Source organism: Pseudoalteromonas sp. TB64 (assembly GCF_000498095.1).
Taxonomy (GTDB): Bacteria; Pseudomonadota; Gammaproteobacteria; order Enterobacterales; family Alteromonadaceae; genus Pseudoalteromonas.
Window position 1 is genome coordinate 1 of the sequence record NZ_AUTQ01000077.1, and the last position, 20,361, is coordinate 20,361.

Here is a 20,361-nt window from a genome sequence, read left to right on the forward strand (position 1 = left end):
CAGGCTCGGTTGCCATTACCGCTGCGGCGCCACAAATAGAGCTACCTGCACCAATTAATATTACTGTTTTCTCATCAAGTTTAAATACACGTTTACCAAGCTGCATTGCTAATATAAACGTACCGCTGAGCATAACAATGTCGGTTAGCAATCCACTCCAACCAACGCCTGCTACCTGTGCAAAGGTAATTCTAAAACCAAATAAAATAATACCCGCTTTGAGTAAAATACTTTTAGCGTAATCAACACCCACATCGGTATGAGTCGCAATGCGCGAAAAAACACTGTTACCTACAATAATGCCAAGCACAATACCAATAGTTAAGGAGCTAAACTGGGCACTTTGCATTACCGGCAACTTACTCAGGGCAACAGCAACACCCGCTAAAACAATAACCAATAGCATTCCTAGCCACCAACGCGAGTTGGTATACTGCTTAGTATTAATACTAAAAGGCTGTGGCATATCTTTAATTGCACTAAGCATAATCATCCCTTAATAAAGTCATCGTAATTAATTGACTTCATTTTAAGAAAGCGCAAAATATAACTCCAATACATTAAAATCATGATTTGATAACTTAAGGTTATGCAATTTGAGAGGCACAATGAATTTGCATGCACTACGGGTATTTCATACGGTTGCTAAATTAGGTAGTTTTTCAGCAGCAGCTGAGGCGCTTTTTATAAGCCAACCGGCTGTATCTAAAGCTTTAAAAGAACTTGAGTATCAGCTAAATATACAACTTATTGAGCGCGCATCTAAGGGTAAAAAACTCACCTTAAGTGAAGGCGGACAAGCACTTTTTGAACATGCTCGCAGTATTTTTGCCATTGAAAAAGCAGCCATTGAAGATATTAAATCGCGTACAGGGCTTAAGCGCGGCACACTCGTTATAGGTACTAGTACAACCATTGCCAGCTATTGGTTACCACCTTATTTAGCTAAGTTTTGTGCGCAGTACCCACATATAAAAGTAGAAGTGCAAGTTGCTAATACCGCGCAAATTGAACATGCCTTACTTGAATGCACTATAGATTTAGCACTGGTTGAAGGCACACCAACCGAACCAAATATAGTAAGCAAACACTGGATGCACGATTTAATGAGTGTGGTTATACCGAGTAATTTAACACCCGCTACAAACTTAAAAGCATGGTTAAACAATCAATTTTGGTTACTACGAGAGCCAGGCTCTGGGACTTTAAAGGTGTCGCTCAAGTTATTACAACAACATGGCATTGCAGCAAAAAACAGTATGCAACTAGGAAGTAACGAGGCAATAGCAAGGGCAGTAGCACAAGGAATGGGCGTTGCGTTACTACCTAATGTGGTAACAGACGATTTAGTGCAATTAGGTAAATTAACACGGCTAAAACAGCCAAATAACGTCGAGTTATCAAGACCATTATACCAATTGCACTATAAAGACAGACCCTCTTCACATGCCGCACAAGCATTCGAAAAAAGCCTGTTTAGTGAATAATGTTTATATGAGTAAATCTGAGCTCTATTTGTGAGTCGCCAATGCAAAATAAGCGAACGGTAGAAGCCTTATTAAGCATTTGGCTCTTTTGGCTATTTGTTAGATGCATTTTGAAATAATTTTTTCATGATTATCATCGTACACTAATGAATTAGGCAAACCCTCCAAAAATTGATACATATCTATTGCTATATGATCAAACTCAGAATTCTCGTCGGGCGCAAAAAATGTGCGTACCTCACACTGAGGGGAAAGAGTGGTTTCGAGTTCTTGTTTAGTGATTTCCTGAATGTTATTAATGCTCTCTTTTATTGATTCATCTTGTATAACACTTATAAGGATCCAATAATCACTGAACTCTATTCTTAACTTCGGACTTAACCCGAAAGGTTGTTCTTCTTCCGAAAATTCAGCCGATTCATCTCCTGAGAAATGACTTTTTATAAGATCAAAAATTGCAGCTTGAGAATACTCACCGTCTTGCCCAAATAAGAATGTATTGATTATATGCATGATATTTCTCTAGCATCTAACGAGGCTGTAGATTAACTCGTTTTTTATTTGCTTTTATTGATAAACAAACCATAGCTAAGTTCCTATTTTGGTTCAATCGATTACTGTATTTTTACGTAGAATATAAAAAGTGTTTGGCGTTATTTTAATTAACCTGAACTCTGGTTAAGAGATTTACTAACATATTGAATCATAGTGATATTTAAATTTATTTTCTCTAGCCAGAGATTTTCAGTGAAAACAAGGCGAATTTACGCGTCAATAACTGGTCTATTGCAAGTAAATTCAACGCAGTTAGCGCCGGAAATAGCTGCTTGAGATAGATTTATTACCCAGAGTGCAGGTTAATTAGCTTTTGAAAAGTACTACAGGTGTTTGAGTGCGCTATGTAAGGTTAAAAGGGCTTACTCTCCTGAATGCATCGTGTTTGCAGCTTTCTATATTATGAGCAAGGCAATACAGTTGCCATTGCCCATGGTAATATTCCCTACGATGAATCGACATAATTAGCCGCATTAAAACGCAGAGGCTCATCACTTCTAAAGTTTGCAATTAATAGCTAAATTTTACCAGTCGTTCACTTAAGGGCGTGTTGCTATAACTAAGCTACACCCAACCTATCAGGCTTTATAATAAAAGAACCCTGAAATTCAAATAGCTTATTTGCTATAACCTCCGAGCCATTTTCTTTTGCATACTCTAATTCTTGAGCCGTAATACCTGTAATTTGTAAGATATCGACTTTGCCAGATATTAAGTCGAATGATTCAGGGAATTGACTTGGCTTTACGACCATTAAGCTTGCAATATTTGGTTTAATTGACATTGGAATACGGTCACCGTAGTCCACTAGTGGCTTGTCACCATAATGGCCAACTGATACCAAAATATTAAAAGCCACTAAACTGCGTAAAGTATTTATTGCCCAATCACTTTCACTATCTGTTTCAAGGATAAACTCAGTGCCAAAACCTGAGTATTTTTCTGGTTTATCCGATTCCCAAGTATTAGACATACCTGAAGTAACATAAACCCAAGTATCACGGTCACTCGTAGGTGCGCATTTAAAAACACCATAGTGTAACCACCGTGGATCAATGTCATCAATACCAAATTGATTTTTGAATAGAGAGGCGTCTAGCTGATAAATGCCTTTGCTTGTTTCGCCAAATAATTCAGGATATATTTGTTCTTCTCGCTGTTTCCACGAATCTTCCAGTAGGCTCATGCTATTCATTTGGTTGTAACGCCCTTCTTAGGAGCTGATAATAGTTAGCTATAATGTGCAAGGAACGAAGCGCAGCCAACTGTTAGCAGTCCGTTTAAGCAGCTTGAGAGTTTTAGCCTGAACCTTTCAAAAATAATTTAAGCCAAGCTGTGACCCTTTTGGCTCTCTCTTATTAGTTGTCTGTTGCAAAATCATATAAAACCGTATTAACAACATTTTTGCCTAAATACTCTTTTACCATTGCCAATCTTGGCTCATCACCTACCTTTTGGTAAGTGGAAACAAAATACCTTTCGTTTTCAGCTTGTAGTTTCATTACAGCGCGGTCTCCAAGCTTTCTTCCTTTGGGCGACAATTTTTCAAAATTAAAATCGACGGTAAATACTGCCTCAACTGCTAGGTTTTCTAATTCATCACTTATTAAAATATTCCCATTTTGAAGAGTCATTTCTACACGACTTTTTTGATTACTATTTCTGTACTGTTTTTTAATCTGCGTACTACTTTTTACGATAATTGAAAAAGCACCAATTTTAGGGTATTCATAAGTGGAAATATTTGAAACGTTATCCTCGCATCGAATATAAGTTAGAAGTAGCCTCCTACCGAGTGTTTTAAAAGGCGCGTCCCACACTTGCACAAATTCGCCATAGTTGTGTTTTACAACATCGACCGTTGGGGATTTAATATGGTCAAAACCAACTCGGTACACGGAAATTACTCCAGATTAAGGCAACAACAGTTTGTTGAACACTACTTGAGAGGATTATTACCCCTAAAAAAAAGGCGGTTAATAATATTATCGGAAAAATCGTAATAACTATATTTATAACGCTATGTTTATAAAGCTAAATTTAAAGCTAAATTTAAAGCTAAATTTAAAGCTTTATAAACATAGCTAATCGCTCATAACTGCCCGTCCGTTGAAATAAATCAATTAGCTAAAACGCTAAGGTCAGGTATGAGCAAGTAAATTTATAAGCCCTGAGTTAGGTCTTGCGCCAATGTACCCGTTGGCTTTTCAATTACGCGAATTAACTCTTTGCCATTTTGCTTAACAATAAACGTAGGGGTGTATTGCAAGTCATTAGCTTGTGCAATACCTGCATCGTCTTGTTTGTTGTAACCTACGGCAACAAATTTAATATCGGCAAGTTGCACTTTAGATTCATCAAGCAGCTTAACTAAACGCGGTACTTCGCGCTCACTGTCGTGGCACCATGTACCAAATAGTACAACTAGCTCTTTGCCTTCTAGCTTTTGCATTAACGCAATATCTTGTGCTGTTGGCGTAAATGCTTTGTATTCTTCGCTAAACTTGTCGTAGTCGCTTAGCAGTACATCGGCTGTAATTCCGCCCGAAAACGGCGCATCAGCAGCACAACCTACAAGCGGCATGCTTAAAGCACACAATAAAATTAATTGTTTAAACATAAGGTACTCTTTAATTAGGCATTTAATTAAGTATTAAATTAGGCATTTAACGACTATACCCAATATTTAGCAGTGATTAAATAGAGCGATACTTAATTTTATTTATCCATAAAAAAGTTAACTTGCGATAAGTTAGTTAAATACTCGCGTCTTACGTCTTTATTTTCTGCAAGCTTATCTAAATCACCAATTAAGGTAACTAACTTATTGTGAGAGTGGCTGCTTGTTTGTTTAAATTCGTCTTGCTTTTCATCGCTCTCAACACGCTCTTTTTTATTCATGTTGTAGCTGTTTTCGTTTTCTTCGAGCCAAATATCGTCAATTAAACGAATGTCGCTTTTACTAACGGTTTGCTCTTGCATCGCCATTTGCAGCTCGTATTGGTTTGTTTGCGGGTTAAAGGCATACATTTTTGTATCAACATCAACCTCGTGAGACTGATCAAGCCCCACAAGCTCTTTATTTTTAACCGCAGTCCCTACGTTATAACTCTCTTCTTTGTTGTAATAATCAGGGCGACTGTATTGATAATCAAAGTGGCTACTTACATTTTTACTTTGTGTTACACCGCTAAGATCCCCTAATTGGGTTTGATCAGTCGCTTGGCTTAGCTCAATTATATTTTTAGGCTGATAGTCGCCGTTATCCAGCGCATACGAAAAGGTAGCATCAAAATCAGCGAGCTTAGAGATCCCCGCACCCAATGTATTTGGGGCTTTATTGCCTAGCCCTTGATAACGGGTATCGTTTGTGATCATGTTATCAACCAAATCGGCAACCATGGCGCGCCCGTCATTAAAGTGCTGATCTGCAAGCGACTCTAAATTGCTATAACGTTCAGCCGCCGACGACATACTTGCAAACGCACCTTTAAACAATGCAAAACCTTGCTGCATTGCCTCGTCGCCTTTTCGCCCAAATGCCGACTCTTTATCGTCCTCGGTACTGTTTACACGGCTATCTTCTAAGCTTCGATCGAGCGACGCTAAATATTGCTGCATTTGCTGTGTGTCTTTAGCGCCAATGGTTGACATATCGAGTGCAAAATCAATGTCGTTTTGCCCACCTGCGGCTTTAAACACAAGTGCTTGCTGGTTCAATGCTTCATCAATGGAGTAACTTAAATCAAGCGTGTTATCGCCAGAATCAAACTCATTATTTTGCGTTGTCGAAAACGATACATTAAAACCTGCCAGTTGTTCACTGTTAAAGCCTGCTAAAAAGTCTAAGCTCATGTCTGTTTGGTTTGGCACTATAAGAGGATTAAATGAATTTTCACTTACTTTAAAAAACTCATCGGCCATTTCGCCAACACCACTAAGTACCTGCGAAAGCGCCTTGTGTTCAGCCTCAGATAAATCGCCATTTACTTCGTAACTTAAACTAAAACCATCAACGGCTTCGCCCGTGTTTTCATCGTAACCTTGCGATGAGTTAAAGGTAATGTTTATAACATCACCCTCTTTTGTTTTTACCGAGAGCTCAAACAGGTAGTTATCGTCGTTTTCATAATTAGCGCGATTAAGGCTTTCCATATAAGGATTAAGTGAGCGCTCTACACGTTGCTGGCTTGAGGCTAAAAACGTTTTTTGCTCATGCCCAAGCTGCCCTAAACTCGATAAAATATCGCTGGTATTAGCATAAGCACCCTGAATATCTTTAACCGACGTATTTAATCGCTCAATTAATTGGGTGCTGTTTTCGTTTTTTAATAATCCCTCATGCTGAGAGCTTATTACGGTGCGCAAGGCGAGTTCTTCATCGGAGAGTTTATAGTTAAGCGTGCTAGGCGTGCTTGAAATAGTAAATAGCGAGGTAAGTTGCTGTTGTAAAATATCCCCTACTTTTTGATTGCTACTTATTGTCTCGTAAATCGTTTCGTCATTTAGCTGGCTTAGTAGCTCGTCGGTTATTTTTGGTGCGTTAGTTTGTAAGTCATTAATTGTTTGAAGGTCGCTACTGGTGTGCAGCACAGGAATCACAGACGTTTGGTTAGCGTTATTGACTGATTGGGCAAGTAAAGTGCTTAAATTGGCGTGATTGCCAAGTGTACTGTTGACCATGATTATCCTTAATCGCTAAACCCTATTAAGTAATTTATCGGTCATTTTGCTAAAAGCTTTAGCTAGGGTTTATTTTTAATAATGTTCACATCGCTATGCTCAAGCTAATAGCTGTTAATTAAATTAAAAACAGGAAACAAATTAATACTTTGATTCAAATAATCGCCTGCTTTTAATCTAAAAATTTAAAGGCGTAATCTAAATTATTCCTCCTCTTCCAACTCAATATTTCGCTCAGCTAAGGCATTTAATAATTTTTTACTCGGCTCGCTATTTTCTAAACCAATTATTTTAGTAAGATTAGGTAATAAAGCTAAATCGTCAATTGCCTTATTCGTTACTTTGGGTACTTCATCTCCCATACCAGGATCCCAAAATGGATGCATGTGCTCTAAAAATACAGCCCCTCCACCCAAACCACTATCTTGATAAAGTTGCGTTACTTTTTCGAGTAAAGTCATCGGGATTTCTACGTTTTTAAAGTACTTTTTAACTTCAGGAATACACTCATATCCATCTTCTTCTCGGTCAATTTCGCGTTTTACATGCTCTTTGGCAAATAAATCTAAATCAAACTTTGGTAAGAGGATCTCTTGTCGATACATCAGCTCTTCAATAACGAGTAACTTAAAATTAAAATCACGAAATAAAACGGTGGGTTTGTTATTAATATTAAACAATTTAGGTGTGTTTTTTAAAACATCAGCTTCTAAAAGTAACGATTTTAAATGTGTTACTTTAGCTTCATCTGTAGTGGCTTTAAGTAATATGTCCAAGCTTTTTCGAGTCGGGGCTGAAACGGTAATTCTACGCAGAGCCGTTTTAATGTTTTTATTGTATTTATCTTCGCTAACGGTATCTATATTATCTAATTTTTGTTGATAATCATTAATTATACTTTGTTTTGCACCTCTAATTTCAAGCTTTTTTAAGTGTTCTTGAATACGTGCTTGTTGTGTTTTTTTACCCTCAATCCCAAGCGGGCTTAGCATTAAATTCTCAATTAAATAATCTATCTCAATATCAGAAAAATCAAAGCTATTAATCAAATTTTTAAAGATCAGAGGTGCATTTTTATAAAGCACATCTGCAGGCTTTGCAAACATACTTAATAGTTCTGAGTGCATCCTGCCGTAGCTGCTATTTTTAGCGTGCCTAACAATGCTCAACTGCAATAGTTGAGTAAACTCGTTTATAATATTGGGGTGATACTCTTCAAAAATACTCATTATCAAGTTATTATGTTCATTCGGAAAGACTCGATAAAAGGCAGGAAGTAATAAAGCAATATCAACTTTATCGAGCTCATACTGCTCAACAAACCCAGAAGCATAACTGTTCACCGAATGATAAAAATAGAGTGTTATTAAACCCGAAACAACCAAGTTAATTTTTGTATTTTGCTGATGAACTCGTTGATGCTCAATGAGCTCTTCTATTTTAGCTAATATTGTTTGATGATACTTTAATATGACTAAACCATTTGGCGAATAGTCTGAGCTACACACAATTTCAATAAACGTAGCAAGGTACTCTACTTCAACTGAGTCTGATAAATCTATGGTTGAAAGCCAATTTACCATTGCGCTGTATATTTCATCTTCAACGCTAAAATCAGCCTCCATTAAACTACGACATTCTGGCCAATTAATAAGCCCTCGATCATATTGCCTTTTAATAATAGCTTGCTGATCTTGGATTAATTTTTTCCATTGTGCTTGAATATTTTTTACTGTCGCTTTATGTTTTTTATTAAGCACGCCCTTTTGAATAGCACCAAAATTAGCGTCACGAATTGAATCAATATTTTTTTGTATATGAGAGCGCATAGTTAACATATTATTTAGTCGTCCTTACTTAAAGCTATTGTATTTAATTGCAGCTTTTAAGATTACAGCTTATCAAAAATGAGTTGTTATATTAAATGTCCCATAAAAACGGGGGAAAAATTAAAAGTGGTATAACGTAAATATTAGAGCAACACTAAACTACCATTAACAGGCTAGTTTAACGCCCGATGAGTCAAAAAATTAAATACATTACGTTTAAAACTGTGGTCAAATTTAATTAACCACAGCAGCAACTGTTAATAATTAATATCTAAATTTAAAAGTCATAGTCTGATTTTTTTAACGTTTTCGTGCGCTAAAGTTTGAAAATCAACAGTTACATGCACATTACTTTCAGTAAGATAAAGCAAATAATCATCTGCTATAAAGTCCATTGCCATTATTCTAAATTCATGTTCGTCAGCACCTTTAAGCTCATCAACCGCTGCGCTAGTCAAAGTAATAGTTAAAATTACATCCAAATCATTTAAACCCTTTTTTGCTTCAAGGCTTGAATAATAGTAAGGATTAAGCTCAAAGTTCATGCTGTTAACGTCTTCTACAAAATATTGAGCAACATCCTCTTCAGGCTCTATAACAAACAAAACTCCAATAAATATAACCATGTAAAACACAATCGCCGCTAAAGATATTCCAAATACCTTCCAGTTTGATTCAAACGTATACTCTTCTGATTCTGAAATCTGTGTTTTAGTAAGATAGTGTTCTTTAAGTATCATAATCACAGGGATTAAGTAAGCGATTGGAATTAACATATTAGGCGTTTCATCTGGTAGAAAAGGTGAAATTACGATGATAATTGCGCTAAGTATTAAGTATCCATAAAACGTTTTTTTTGCTAAATCATTTTTATTAATTGATTCAAATGACTTCTTTAAAAAATAGGCGGCGGCTAAAGGACCACCTATAAAAGTGGCAGCTATGATTTGGCCCGGAGAATAAACATTTCTCATGACATTCCTTTGATTAATAAAAATTAATAGTACGTAAATCACGTACTTTCAGTTAAAAATACATTTGTACTTCTATTTTATACAGTAGTAAGTAGTCACTTAATAAATGACTAACTATGCATTTTCATAATACCGTAAAACTAGATGGGTTCATAACGTACCCATAAAGCAAACTAGGCACTCAATCTTACGGCTCTATAAAAATGGGCTATAAAATTTTACTTTTTACATACAGATTAACTAGTAGTTAATTGCGCATTATTATTTCACCATAAAAACAAACAATCATTACCGTAAATATTAAATTTAAGGCATAAAAAAACTGCATAATTGCAGTTTGAATATTTATTATAAATGAGTCACCCACACACATAATTACCGTAGCTAGGATTTTTAGGATCTTCATAAAAACCATTACCTATAAATGAACCTACATATAAAATGTCAAAAAACTCATTAAAATCAATTTCTAACCCGTGCTCAACTTCCCAATCACAAAAACCATCAGCCATAACATAAAATGCCGAACCATGAGTAAAGATTTTTAACGAACTGATTTTGAGGTGTGACCATATATCTTTTGGTGATTCAATTTGTGGTTCAGTTTCACCACACATTAAAAGGGTGTCTTCGTAATAATCAAAGATGATGGGGTCCAATTTATCTAATAATTTAACATCCCATTTATTTATACATCTTATTAAATCAGAGTAACTTTCCACGGTTTCATTTTTTTCTACCTCTAGTTTAACCATAATTTCATACCCCAAAACATCACAAAACCAAATGTGTGTTTTTGAGTTTTTAAAGTGAGATATATCCATAATTTATCCTGCAACTCATAACATTTTAGTATTTATATAACACGTAGTTTTACATAATCGCTTTAAACTAAGGTACTATCTGCTTGGTACCTCAAGGTCATGTAATAGAAAGCAACTTTTAGCAGTGTTAGTTACACAAGACCAATTAAATAAACGGATTTGTCACCTTCTAGCTTCCTCTCTCTATTTCTGCCAGACAGAATATAAAAAACATAAATTCAGTGCCTTTCAAAAGTAAGCTTCACTATTTAGTTAAACAGGTTATATAAATCACTATATTGATGAAACAAATAAATCAAATAACTGTTGGCATATTAAAATAGCCCCGAATAAAAAAGCGATTGTAGCAACCATAATATAAGGCTGATTAATTATGTTCAAAAAAATAGCGTGTAGTTTAAGTACTGTATTATTTTGCATTTCAGCTCAAGTAAACGAAAGCACAATTGATACCGTAGACTTAAGTGAATCAATTAAACCATTATCTGACGTTGTTAATGTTAATAGCAACAAAGGGAGTGGTAGTTATGAGGCTTATTTGAGGCAGGTTGTTACCTATAAAGACAATAGCCTTGCAATAATTGAGTAAAAAAACTGCTTGATTTATAATTTAACCATTACGCTTTTATCAACCGAAGGCGCTGAAAATAATAAAATCAGTCGAATAGTAGAACTACTGAAAACGACCCCATTAATTTAAAAACAGTTTGAAATAAATAAAATAAATAGTGCGCTTATTGAATCAGCTATAAATAAAAACGCAGCAACTTCAAATAAGCCCGTTTATGTTGATTTGGCAAGTAAGGTTTTTGCTAAAAACATTCACTCCGAAGTGGACTTTGATTACATGGTGCTAGGTGACAATCTTCCATTATATTACGATTCGTTCACCATTTATTTCGCTGCAGGTATGAATGACTAAAGTTTAAATCGCTTTGTACTACAAAGTGATTTTATAACTTGAAAGCATTGCACCAACAATTAGCTTTGAACATTCAAAGGGCTAAATATTGACTTAGTACATCACAATAATAACAACAGCTATTAGCTCAAAGCCGAGATACGGCTGAGTGCCGTGAGCGGGCTTTTAAATTTTATGCTATTGCTAAGCATTGCTTGCCACCAAGTCAGAAATTAAAGCATCCATCCTGTTTTCTAGCTCTTCAGTGGGAAGGTCCTTATGATATTTCTCTAGAAAAACTAACATAGAATCTAGATAGTCAAAATCCAATACCTTAGCATACTCAACAAACAGGTCATCCCATTCTAGCTCCCAAAATAAAACGAACATATGGGCAACAAAATGTAGATAGCTTGAGTAGGTCTTTTCACCACCCTCTACATAAACCTTTACAATCATTTCACTTTCAGGTGGTCGGCAAAATATCGCATCAAAATTACCATCATCCCATAGAGGTTGATACCCTTCTGGCAATAGGCTTTTTTGTTGCGACTCTGAGCATAAATACAGCTCCTCGGGTATTCCGAATGAAATATCAAAATTCTTCGGTATTTCCTTACCTTCGTACATATTAATATAAACCAATGGGAAGTGATTTTCTTTAAGATATTCAAGTGTAGATTTTTTACTATGCTTCATAGTTAATTCTTTGGATACTTAACGAGGCTGTAGAATAACTCCAACAGCCAAATTCAATTAAAAAAATGAGATCCTGCAATTACCTCCCTGAACCAACTTTGTAAAATATACTTTAAAAAATTGAATTAATATGGGATTAGGTTTGCTAACCACCTAAGTATTTACCTTCGTCCATTCTCTGCTAACTCCCGGTTCATACCTTACAAACCATGGGTTTGGTTGTTGCTCTGCTGGAATAAAATTAATGGCGTTAGGCGTTTCAAACACACCTACAGGCTGCCCTTTATCTTTAAGACACACAAATTGCCCATCAATTAATTCGAATATACCTTGCTCTCCACCAGCAAGAAAAATTCGCTCTTCTATTGCTCCAATTCCATACCATGAATATTTACCTGAGCCTATATCGGAAAAACCTTCTTTAGCATTACCCACTAATAAACAGCCACTTCGACCTGTAATAAAAACTTTGTCTTGGGAAAGCACTTTTACATCGGTAAATGCATCTTGCTGCGGAATACCTGAAGGTAAGGTTATTTTCACCCATTCATTCCCATTGAAATGATGTATATTTCCCTCATAACCAACAACATAAACATCATCGCTGGCTGAGCCATCTATTGCGTTGGGCGCTTTGGGGAGTGAATGTTCTACCCATAATGTTCCATCCCAATGAAATGCAGGGCCTGCAAAGGAGGTAACCCACACATCGTCATTGGTTGTTCCCCAAATTGCATTTAACTGACCTTTAAATACTTCAGTAACATTCCAATCAATATCAAAATCACCTGAAATAAATTTTAATCGTTCAAAAGGCGGCTGTTCAAAATTAATATTGGCATTAGTAAATACGTCACCTTGATCGTCAACAACCCATAAATGACCGTTTTTTGATGACCACATAGCGTTGAGTTGAAAGTTTACGCCTAAACAAGTTTTAGTTTTACCATCTAATGTTAAAGTAACCCCCCCGACAGCATTTAATGCATCTGACTCATTGTAATATGTTATAAGCCTATGCTCACCTAATTTGGAATAATTAAGGTCTATTACATGTACTATTTCATAATTATCTAGCATAAATAAAACAACCTTTATTGTTAGAATTCTTCATTTGTATCATCAATTTCGTGTTTATATACATCACCACCACCAACTAAATTAGACATGTTTGCATCTTTATTAACCCCAGCTACATCAAAGTAGTTTTCAGCCTCTATTCGAATAGCCTTGGCGACTAGCGCGGCTTCCTCTTTTGGGATCCTCGCTTCGTAAACGCCAGGCGCCCTTTCTATGGTTTCCATACTGATCGATTTGGTTGTTTCGCTTTCCATATAATCTAGCCACTCATTTACAGTGGCATACTCGTCTTTTTGATCAAGCGATTTAGCATAGTGTTTTTCAATATAAATGAAACTCGATAGCCTCTCTAATTGTACAAGCTAAACTGTGCTATTAAATTTACTTTTAGGTTAAAAGCTTACCTTTCCTAGTGCGTTACTTTCATTTAACCCATTAAATAAGCCATTAAATTAACCATTATCGCTATTAAACCAAAACTACACGCATGGTAATGACCGTATGATGCGGTTTTAATTTTTTACTGGGTAGTTTAAGTTTTTTGCGAGTAGCTTTTCACATCTCGCTCTCTATTCCAGATGTGTGAGAAACGATTCCCAAATTGAATGAGAAAAAACAACTTTTTGATCAAACCACTCAATAATCATACGCTTTACTGCAATAGTCATAATTCTGTAATCTTGATGGTGGATAATTTCTATCCGATGAGTTAATAAATTCAAGAAGACTAAGCAAAATGACTACACCTTTAGTGCAATTAACATTTGCACTGCAATCATTCGAAGATCCTATGTCTGCGGCTATGAGCCACGCCATGGAATATGAAAAGCTATCGCTACAATCCGATGCTGCGCACACTATTACATTGCAATGTGTATTACCTGATGCGGCACATGAGGGTGATATAATTTCGCTTAGCGCAACACATCCAAATGCGAGAGGGGCGCAGTATTTTACTGAAGAAACACTCACTAATGCGGATCTTGAATGTGGTTTGGTCAACCTAACTTTAAACCACATTACACAAAGCCAGTGTTTTGTAATGCAAATGATGCTGCACGGTAAACATGCGACTTTAAAAAATAGCCTGCAATTTGATATGCACATAAAAGCATTTGAACAAGGTTACTGCGCGCCACATATAAATGTAGAGCGCGCTAAACCACAAGGCGTACGCAAATACTTTGCAAGTATGGGTGCAATGTTTTTATCTTTATTTTAGTGCTGCCTGCACTTAATAACTATTAAATTATTAATCAGCAAAACTTACTTTACCCATAGTAACGCCAGCAATACCTTGTGCTTTATTATTTAAATGAAGTTGCTCTCCTGCTAGGCATTCGTTTGCTAAAATGGCAAAAAGCACGGCTTCTTTTGCATCAGGGTCTACGCCTAGGGCTTGGGTGTTTTTAAATGCTTTTACATCTGGGCATAGTGCTAACAATTGCTCCATTAGTAATGGATTGTGTATTCCGCCGCCACTTGCATATACCACGCAGTTGGGTGCATTTTTAACGCATTCGTTTATTGCTTGGCTAATAACATAGGCAGTAAACACATTGAGCGTTGCAATTACGTCTTCATGCTTTAAATTATGTGTATTTGAACAGGTTTGAGCGGCTTCTAAATACGCTAAATTAAATACCTCAGGACCTGTTGTTTTAGGCATATCGAGTTTAAAAAACTCGTTATTGCATAGCGCTTCTAACAACAATTTATTATACGTTCCCGCTTTTGCGAGGGCTGCATCGCTATCGTAGTGCATACCGCTAAAGTAACGTTGTACGTAAGCATCCATTATCGTATTACCAGGACCAATGTCGGAGCTAAATACAGCGCTCACATCACCACTTTTTGGTAAAAATGTTAAATTGGCTATACCACCCATATTTAGCAAAATACGACTTTCGACCTCGCTCGAAAAATACAAATAATCGCCATACACAGCAAGTGGTGCACCCTCGCCTTCTGCGGCTATGTGCTTTTGCCTAAAATCACCAATGGTAGTAATACCTGTAGTGACCGCTATTTGGTCGCTGTCACCAATTTGTAAGGTACCGTTTCTAAAGTCTTTATGATTATGCTGCGATTGCGGGCAGTGATAAATTGTTTGCCCGTGGCTGGCTATTACATCAATATTCGCTGCGTTTATATTCCATTCAATTAGGCACTGATTAACCACGGTGCCATGGTGTTTACCCACCCAGGGGTGCAATAAAGTGACAAGTTCTAAATCGCATTCACGCTTTGCAAAAACTTGTTTTATTTTAGTTTTATAGTCGTCGTTGTATTCAATTGTTTTAAACTTTAATACATCTATTTGTGTATTTAAGCCTGCGCCCGTTACTTTGCACAGTGCTACATCGAGCCCGTCTAAGGAGGTACCACTCATTAAACCAATAATTAATCGGCTTGGTTTTTGGGCGCTGTTATAAAGGGCAGCTATGTGTGGGTGCATGATTACTCGCATGATTCGACCTAAAATAGTGAGGCTATCTTAGATGACTTTAAAACAAAGTTATAGCGGTACTATATTTATTTAAGTGCTTAGCCTGAGTACTAAGTTTAAATAATAAGTTTATATGCTTACATTTGCCTTTTTAATTGTTTAGTAATTAAATGATTGCTAAGTTATTGCTCACATTACAATAATTAACTTAAAAACATGGTAGTACTCAGAGAGTTTAAAGCCCAAGACGCACCTTTTATTATTAGCACTTTAAACGATGAACACGTAACTCGTTATTTATCGTCAAAAATTCCGTTTCCGTATACGCAAGCCGATGCAAACTGGTGGATAAACCAAGGCTCAAAAAATGGTTTAGCTAAAGTCATCGAGGTAAACGGGCAGTTTGCTGGGTGTATTGGCGTTACCCCTGGTGAGTTTGAATATAACCGCAGTGCCGAAATTGGTTACTGGCTAAATAAAGCCTATTGGGGGCAAGGTATTATTACTCACGCTATTGACCTTATATGTAACGAAGCATTTATAAACTCTCATTTAAATCGTATTTTTGGTGCGGTATTTTCAGATAATGTTGCTTCAATGAAAGTACTTACTAAAAGTGGCTTTAAGCAAGAGGCGGTGCTTAAGCAGGCTATTTATAAAAATGGTCAGTTTTATAGTAGCCACATTTTTAGCAAGCTAAAATAAAGCGATTAGAATAAATACTCGTTTTAAAGGTTGAATTATCAACCACCCGCCCAAAACTCCTGTATTAAGGTACGCATTGTACATATTCATACTGCTTAGCCGCGCATTATTGTTTAGCTGAACACGATTTTTAAAGCGTAAACATTCGGTAAGTAGTTTATTTATATTAATAGGAGATCTTTTTATGTCTACGACTAGTCGCCAACTTACTCTTGAATCACGCCCTAATGGCGCTCCAACAGATGAAAACTTTAAATTAAAAACAGTAGAGCTTCCTGCATTAAAAGACGATGAAGTTTTACTTCGTACTATTTACCTATCACTAGACCCGTATATGCGTGGTCGCATGAGCGATGCTAAGTCGTACGCTGACCCAGTTAACTTAGGCGATGTAATGGTTGGTGCAACTGTGTGCCAAGTAGAAGAATCTAAAAACGATAAATTTAGTAAAGGCGAATGGGTACTTGCATACACAGGTTGGCAAGACTACGCCGTTAGTAACGGCGAAGGCTTAATGCAATTAGGTAAAGAACCTGCAAACCCTTCGTACGCATTGGGCATTATGGGTATGCCTGGCTTTACTGCTTACATGGGTTTACTTGATATTGGTCAGCCTAAAAAAGGTGAAACCGTAGTTGTTGCAGCAGCAACAGGCCCAGTGGGCGCAACGGTTGGTCAAATAGCTAAAATTAAAGGCTGTAAAGTAGTGGGTGTTGCTGGTGGCAGCGAAAAATGTGCACACGCAGTTGAAAAACTAGGGTTTGATGCCTGTATTGATCACCGAGCTGATGACTTTGCAAAGCAATTAGAAAAAGCCTGCGACAAAGGCATTGATGTTTATTATGAAAATGTGGGCGGTAAAGTATTTGACGCCGTACTACCACTACTAAATACCGCAGCGCGCGTACCTCTGTGTGGTTTAGTATCGCAATATAACGCAACTAGCTTACCAGAAGGTCCTGACCGTTTAGGCATGCTAATGGGTCAGTTGCTTACCAAGCGTATTAAAATGCAAGGCTTTATTATTTTTGATGACTACGGCGACCGTTACGACGAGTTCGCACAAGACATGCAAAAATGGCTACAAGATGGAAAAATTCAATACCGTGAACACATGGTAGAAGGCATTGAAAATACAGTAGGCGCGTTCAACGATATGATCTGCGGTAAAAACTTTGGTAAAACTGTGGTTAAAATTAATAACCCACTTTAATTTTAAACAGCTTATAAGGGCTTAGCCCTTATAAGTTAACTAGGACTGACATGATCAAACTACACCATTTAAATAAATCCCGTTCTAAACGTATAATTTGGCTTTTAGAAGAGCTAAATGTTGATTACGAAATTATTGCTTATCAGCGTAATAAAGATACATTTTTAGCCCCTGACGAACTAAAGCATATTCATCAACTTGGTAAGTCGCCAGTAATTGAAGACGGCGGTTTAATTATTGCTGAATCAGGCGCTATTACCGACTACCTTATTACTAAATATGGTAACGGTAAGTTTGCTCCAAAAGTAAATACAGCTGAATACGTTGATTACCAGCAATGGCTACACTTTGCAGAAAGCTCAGCAATTTTACCGCTTTTACTTAAAATGTTTGTACTAAAAGACGGCGCTAAAACACAGTTTTTAGAAGGTTACGCAGATGCTGAAACAGCTAAAGTAATTAGCTACTTTAACGACCGCCTTGAAGGTAAGCGTTATTTAGTGGGCGATACCCTAACGGGTGCTGATTTTATGATGTCGTTTATTGTTGAAGTTGTTAAAAACTCAGGTCAATTAGCACACTTTAAAAACCTGGTTAAATACGATGAGCAACTACAAAGCCACGAAAAATTTCATACAGCTAATGAGTTAGAAGCTAAATACGACTAACCATTTGAAGTAAAATAACATAAATAAACTTAAGAGGCCTTTGGCCTCTTTTTTTGTTTTTATAACTTCCTCATAAATTTATATACATATATTTGACAAAAAAACTTATTGTTGTGCTAAAACTAGTAGTCATGATGCATAATGTATTAATTATTATAAATTTTTTAATTGTACTGGTAGAGCTTAAAAGCTAGTACTTCCTACATTTGGAACAAACCATGACAATAAATATGCGCTTAGCTACTGGTTTTGGTGTGATCTTATCGATGATGCTTATTTTAACCATTATCGGAGTTTCACGCGTTAGCCTTATTAACGCTAATATTACATATATGACCGACGTTAATTCAGTAAAGCAGCGTTATGCTATTAACTTTAGAGGTAGCGTACACGACAGAGCAATTGCAGTTCGCGATGTTGTACTAATGACAGAGCAAAGTGACTTAAACCAGGTTTACAATAATATAAAAGAGCTCGACGCTTTTTATCAAACATCGAGTCGCTCTATGGTCGAGTTAACCACCGACATGTCGAGCGAAGAGCGTTCTCTTATTAATAAAATAAATCAAATAGAGCAACGTACTCAACCTTTAATACAAAACGTAATAAATGCAAAAAAAGCGGGGAATTTAAATCAAGCCACCAATATTTTATTAACCGAAGCTCGTCCTGCATTTACACAATGGCTTAATACAATAAACCTCTTTATAAACTTACAAGAACAAGCTAATCAAACAACAACACAAGAAACACGCGATATAGCCAGCCCATTTAAAGTTTGGATGATCTCGTTAACGGCGCTCGCCATCTTAATAGGCGCAAGCGTTGCTTATGTTATAAGCCAATTAATTAGAAACTCTGTAGGCGGAGAACCACAAGAAGCAGCTAAAGCAATTGCGTTTATTGCACAGGGTGATTTAAGAGGCGAGGTTCACTCGTGTTGCCCTAACAGCATGATGGCGTCGGTAGAAGTAATGCAAACTAAGCTAAAAGACATTGTAAACAGTATTATTGATTCGTCTGATAAGCTATCAACATCTTCTGCAAGTGTTGCCTCGGGCTCTCAACAAGCACTTGCTGCAGCAGATACACAAGTGACTTATACAAACGCTGCGGTAAGTAGCCTAGAAGAAATGAGTCGTAGTATTCACTCGGTAGCAGATGGTGTAAGGCAAACAGAAGATAACTCAAAAGTAACCGCGCAGTTATCTCAGCAAGGCAGCGAAGCTGTTCAAAAGGTGGCAGCCGAAATTGAACAGATTTCAATGGCTGTAAAAGCAACGGTTTCTCAAGTAAATGTATTGCAAGAACATGTCACAAAAATTGGCGATATTTTAGGTGTGATCCGCAGTATTTCAGATCAAACAAACTTGCTTGCACTAAATGCTGCAATAGAAGCGGCAAGAGCAGGCGAAACAGGTCGAGGTTTTGCAGTAGTTGCTGACGAGGTAAGGCAACTAGCCCAGCGTACGGGTGATGCAACAGGCGATATTGAAAAGATGATTTTGCAAGTACAAGAAAACACCCAAGCGTCGGTTACAGCAATGGAAACCACAGTACCGCAGGTAGAAAACGGTCTAACGCTAACCAATGAAGCCAATCAGCTACTAAATCAAATACAGCAACAAGCAAACGACTCATTAAGTAATGTGCTTGAAATTGTTGAGGCAACATCAAACCAAGTAGCAACAGTGTCGCAAATTAGCAGTGGCGTTGAAGAAATAGCCAGTATGTCGAAAGAAACCAGCTTGTCGTTAAATAGTAACGCGCAAGAAGCCGTTGCATTAGCAGAGCTATCAAGTACGCTTAAAAAGTATATTAGTTACTTTAAAGTGTAACTGTTTAGCGTTTTACAGTAATTAACAAAGGGGCTTTAAGCCCCTTTTTTGTAGGTATAAGTTGTATGTAAGTATAATTTAGTTAACTAACCTAAATGGTATAACTATATACCCGCTAAATCACGCTCGGTAATACACTCACCCGACGCCATTTCAAACTCGCGACATACTAATGGACGGTTTTCGTAAATAGAGCACATAAGCGTGTTGCGATCGAGTGCTTGACACCAACCGTCGTCAGCGCGTTTCATTACTTCGCTGCCCCATTTATCGTATTCAATATAATGAAATGGCACGCCAGTATCGGTCACTATACGTACTTCTAATTGGCAGCAACAAGCTTGGCAGTTAGCACACGTAACAGGCTCTGGGGTGGTAGAAATATTTTCAACGGGAATAACAATATGAGGCATAGTGACTTACTTTATTGAATAAGCCACTAGGATACAGTAACTA

The 20,361-nt window shown here is 36.9% G+C and carries 21 protein-coding genes; 7 read left to right on the forward strand and 14 right to left on the reverse strand.

Translation table 11 applies throughout. The annotated features are described in order from the left end of the window. On the reverse strand, positions 1 to 487 hold a 487-nt coding region (locus tag L647_RS0103935; protein ID WP_024610034.1), incomplete at its 3' end, for a putative sulfate exporter family transporter. A 121-nt stretch (positions 488 to 608) separates the two neighbouring features. Between L647_RS0103935 and L647_RS0103940 the strand changes: the two genes are divergently transcribed. Then, positions 609 to 1,487, forward strand: a complete 879-nt coding sequence (locus L647_RS0103940; RefSeq protein ID WP_024610035.1) for a LysR substrate-binding domain-containing protein — start codon at positions 609 to 611, stop codon at positions 1,485 to 1,487. Between the two features lie 99 nt (positions 1,488 to 1,586). On the opposite strand, the gene L647_RS0103945 is transcribed toward L647_RS0103940, so the two are convergent. From L647_RS0103945 to L647_RS0103985, 8 genes are all read right to left on the reverse strand, one after another. Next, entirely contained in the window at positions 1,587 to 2,000 is a 414-nt protein-coding gene (locus L647_RS0103945; protein ID WP_024610036.1) for a hypothetical protein, read from the reverse strand. Between the two features lie 601 nt (positions 2,001 to 2,601). Further along, positions 2,602 to 3,228 (reverse strand): suppressor of fused domain protein, encoded by a 627-nt coding sequence (locus tag L647_RS0103950; protein ID WP_024610037.1) that lies wholly within the window; start codon positions 3,226 to 3,228, stop codon positions 2,602 to 2,604. A 172-nt stretch (positions 3,229 to 3,400) separates the two neighbouring features. Beyond that, positions 3,401 to 3,940, reverse strand: a complete 540-nt coding sequence (locus L647_RS0103955; RefSeq protein ID WP_024610038.1) for a hypothetical protein — start codon at positions 3,938 to 3,940, stop codon at positions 3,401 to 3,403. Positions 3,941 to 4,203: 263 nt separating this feature from the next. After that, positions 4,204 to 4,662, reverse strand: a complete 459-nt coding sequence (locus tag L647_RS0103960; RefSeq protein ID WP_024610039.1) for a thioredoxin family protein — start codon at positions 4,660 to 4,662, stop codon at positions 4,204 to 4,206. A gap of 98 nt (positions 4,663 to 4,760) precedes the next feature. Then, a complete protein-coding gene (locus L647_RS0103965; RefSeq protein WP_024610040.1) occupies positions 4,761 to 6,725 on the reverse strand; it encodes a hypothetical protein in 1,965 nt (654 codons plus the stop codon). Positions 6,726 to 6,928: 203 nt separating this feature from the next. Continuing rightward, positions 6,929 to 8,563: a hypothetical protein gene (locus tag L647_RS1000000124925; RefSeq protein ID WP_024610041.1), complete on the reverse strand. Its 1,635-nt coding sequence runs from the start codon at positions 8,561 to 8,563 to the stop codon at positions 6,929 to 6,931. 275 nt (positions 8,564 to 8,838) lie between these two features. Beyond that, on the reverse strand, positions 8,839 to 9,528 hold the full coding sequence (locus L647_RS0103975; protein ID WP_024610042.1) for a hypothetical protein: 690 nt from the start codon (positions 9,526 to 9,528) through the stop codon (positions 8,839 to 8,841). 359 nt (positions 9,529 to 9,887) lie between these two features. Further along, a complete protein-coding gene (locus L647_RS0103985) occupies positions 9,888 to 10,352 on the reverse strand; it encodes a hypothetical protein (protein WP_024610043.1) in 465 nt (154 codons plus the stop codon). A gap of 373 nt (positions 10,353 to 10,725) precedes the next feature. On the opposite strand from L647_RS0103985, the gene L647_RS0103990 reads away from it, so the two are divergent. After that, positions 10,726 to 10,941 carry a hypothetical protein gene (locus L647_RS0103990; protein ID WP_024610044.1) on the forward strand — a complete coding sequence of 72 codons (216 nt, stop codon included), beginning with the start codon at positions 10,726 to 10,728 and terminating at the stop codon, positions 10,939 to 10,941. A gap of 516 nt (positions 10,942 to 11,457) precedes the next feature. On the opposite strand, the gene L647_RS0103995 is transcribed toward L647_RS0103990, so the two are convergent. The 3 genes from L647_RS0103995 to L647_RS0104005 form a co-directional block, all read right to left on the reverse strand. Beyond that, complete coding sequence (locus L647_RS0103995; RefSeq protein WP_024610045.1) at positions 11,458 to 11,952, reverse strand: hypothetical protein; 495 nt, start codon at positions 11,950 to 11,952, stop codon at positions 11,458 to 11,460. A 153-nt stretch (positions 11,953 to 12,105) separates the two neighbouring features. Then, positions 12,106 to 13,032: a hypothetical protein gene (locus tag L647_RS0104000; protein WP_024610046.1), complete on the reverse strand. Its 927-nt coding sequence runs from the start codon at positions 13,030 to 13,032 to the stop codon at positions 12,106 to 12,108. Positions 13,033 to 13,052: 20 nt separating this feature from the next. Beyond that, positions 13,053 to 13,286: a hypothetical protein gene (locus L647_RS0104005; protein ID WP_024610047.1), complete on the reverse strand. Its 234-nt coding sequence runs from the start codon at positions 13,284 to 13,286 to the stop codon at positions 13,053 to 13,055. Between the two features lie 482 nt (positions 13,287 to 13,768). Here L647_RS0104005 and L647_RS0104010 point away from each other — a divergent pair, with 482 nt between their 5' ends. After that, entirely contained in the window at positions 13,769 to 14,254 is a 486-nt protein-coding gene (locus tag L647_RS0104010) for a hypothetical protein (protein WP_024610048.1), read from the forward strand. A 30-nt stretch (positions 14,255 to 14,284) separates the two neighbouring features. Here the strand turns inward: L647_RS0104010 and L647_RS0104015 are convergent, their stop codons facing one another. Further along, positions 14,285 to 15,490, reverse strand: coding sequence for an anhydro-N-acetylmuramic acid kinase (locus L647_RS0104015; protein WP_024610049.1), 1,206 nt, complete (start codon positions 15,488 to 15,490; stop codon positions 14,285 to 14,287). Positions 15,491 to 15,697: 207 nt separating this feature from the next. On the opposite strand from L647_RS0104015, the gene L647_RS0104020 reads away from it, so the two are divergent. From L647_RS0104020 to L647_RS0104040, 4 genes are all read left to right on the forward strand, one after another. Beyond that, entirely contained in the window at positions 15,698 to 16,186 is a 489-nt protein-coding gene (locus L647_RS0104020) for a GNAT family protein (RefSeq protein WP_024610050.1), read from the forward strand. 184 nt (positions 16,187 to 16,370) lie between these two features. Continuing rightward, the gene (locus L647_RS0104030; RefSeq protein ID WP_024610051.1) at positions 16,371 to 17,399 is read left to right on the forward strand and encodes an NADP-dependent oxidoreductase; all 1,029 of its coding nucleotides are present in this window, start codon (positions 16,371 to 16,373) and stop codon (positions 17,397 to 17,399) included. Between the two features lie 50 nt (positions 17,400 to 17,449). Then, positions 17,450 to 18,067 (forward strand): glutathione S-transferase, encoded by a 618-nt coding sequence (locus L647_RS0104035; RefSeq protein WP_024610052.1) that lies wholly within the window; start codon positions 17,450 to 17,452, stop codon positions 18,065 to 18,067. Positions 18,068 to 18,285: 218 nt separating this feature from the next. Next, on the forward strand, positions 18,286 to 19,905 hold the full coding sequence (locus tag L647_RS0104040) for a methyl-accepting chemotaxis protein (RefSeq protein WP_024610053.1): 1,620 nt from the start codon (positions 18,286 to 18,288) through the stop codon (positions 19,903 to 19,905). Positions 19,906 to 20,009: 104 nt separating this feature from the next. Here L647_RS0104040 and L647_RS0104045 read toward each other — a convergent pair whose 3' ends face one another. Continuing rightward, positions 20,010 to 20,318: a YkgJ family cysteine cluster protein gene (locus L647_RS0104045; RefSeq protein ID WP_033024250.1), complete on the reverse strand. Its 309-nt coding sequence runs from the start codon at positions 20,316 to 20,318 to the stop codon at positions 20,010 to 20,012. Between the last annotated feature and the right edge of the window lie 43 nt (positions 20,319 to 20,361).

Bases quoted from the DNA above. Each gene is read 5' to 3' on its own strand.
- L647_RS0103940 (WP_024610035.1), top strand. From the start codon at position 609: ATGAATTTGCATGCACTACGGGTATTTCATACGGTTGCTAAATTAGGT.
- L647_RS0103945 (WP_024610036.1), bottom strand. From the start codon at position 2,000: ATGCATATAATCAATACATTCTTATTTGGGCAAGACGGTGAGTATTCT.
- L647_RS0103950 (WP_024610037.1), bottom strand. From the start codon at position 3,228: ATGAGCCTACTGGAAGATTCGTGGAAACAGCGAGAAGAACAAATATAT.
- L647_RS0103960 (WP_024610039.1), bottom strand. From the start codon at position 4,662: ATGTTTAAACAATTAATTTTATTGTGTGCTTTAAGCATGCCGCTTGTA.
- L647_RS0103965 (WP_024610040.1), bottom strand. From the start codon at position 6,725: ATGGTCAACAGTACACTTGGCAATCACGCCAATTTAAGCACTTTACTT.
- L647_RS1000000124925 (WP_024610041.1), bottom strand. From the start codon at position 8,563: ATGTTAACTATGCGCTCTCATATACAAAAAAATATTGATTCAATTCGT.
- L647_RS0103975 (WP_024610042.1), bottom strand. From the start codon at position 9,528: ATGAGAAATGTTTATTCTCCGGGCCAAATCATAGCTGCCACTTTTATA.
- L647_RS0103985 (WP_024610043.1), bottom strand. From the start codon at position 10,352: ATGGATATATCTCACTTTAAAAACTCAAAAACACACATTTGGTTTTGT.
- L647_RS0103990 (WP_024610044.1), top strand. From the start codon at position 10,726: ATGTTCAAAAAAATAGCGTGTAGTTTAAGTACTGTATTATTTTGCATT.
- L647_RS0103995 (WP_024610045.1), bottom strand. From the start codon at position 11,952: ATGAAGCATAGTAAAAAATCTACACTTGAATATCTTAAAGAAAATCAC.
- L647_RS0104000 (WP_024610046.1), bottom strand. From the start codon at position 13,032: ATGCTAGATAATTATGAAATAGTACATGTAATAGACCTTAATTATTCC.
- L647_RS0104005 (WP_024610047.1), bottom strand. From the start codon at position 13,286: ATGGAAAGCGAAACAACCAAATCGATCAGTATGGAAACCATAGAAAGG.
- L647_RS0104010 (WP_024610048.1), top strand. From the start codon at position 13,769: ATGACTACACCTTTAGTGCAATTAACATTTGCACTGCAATCATTCGAA.
- L647_RS0104015 (WP_024610049.1), bottom strand. From the start codon at position 15,490: ATGCACCCACACATAGCTGCCCTTTATAACAGCGCCCAAAAACCAAGC.
- L647_RS0104020 (WP_024610050.1), top strand. From the start codon at position 15,698: ATGGTAGTACTCAGAGAGTTTAAAGCCCAAGACGCACCTTTTATTATT.
- L647_RS0104030 (WP_024610051.1), top strand. From the start codon at position 16,371: ATGTCTACGACTAGTCGCCAACTTACTCTTGAATCACGCCCTAATGGC.
- L647_RS0104035 (WP_024610052.1), top strand. From the start codon at position 17,450: ATGATCAAACTACACCATTTAAATAAATCCCGTTCTAAACGTATAATT.
- L647_RS0104040 (WP_024610053.1), top strand. From the start codon at position 18,286: ATGACAATAAATATGCGCTTAGCTACTGGTTTTGGTGTGATCTTATCG.
- L647_RS0104045 (WP_033024250.1), bottom strand. From the start codon at position 20,318: ATGCCTCATATTGTTATTCCCGTTGAAAATATTTCTACCACCCCAGAG.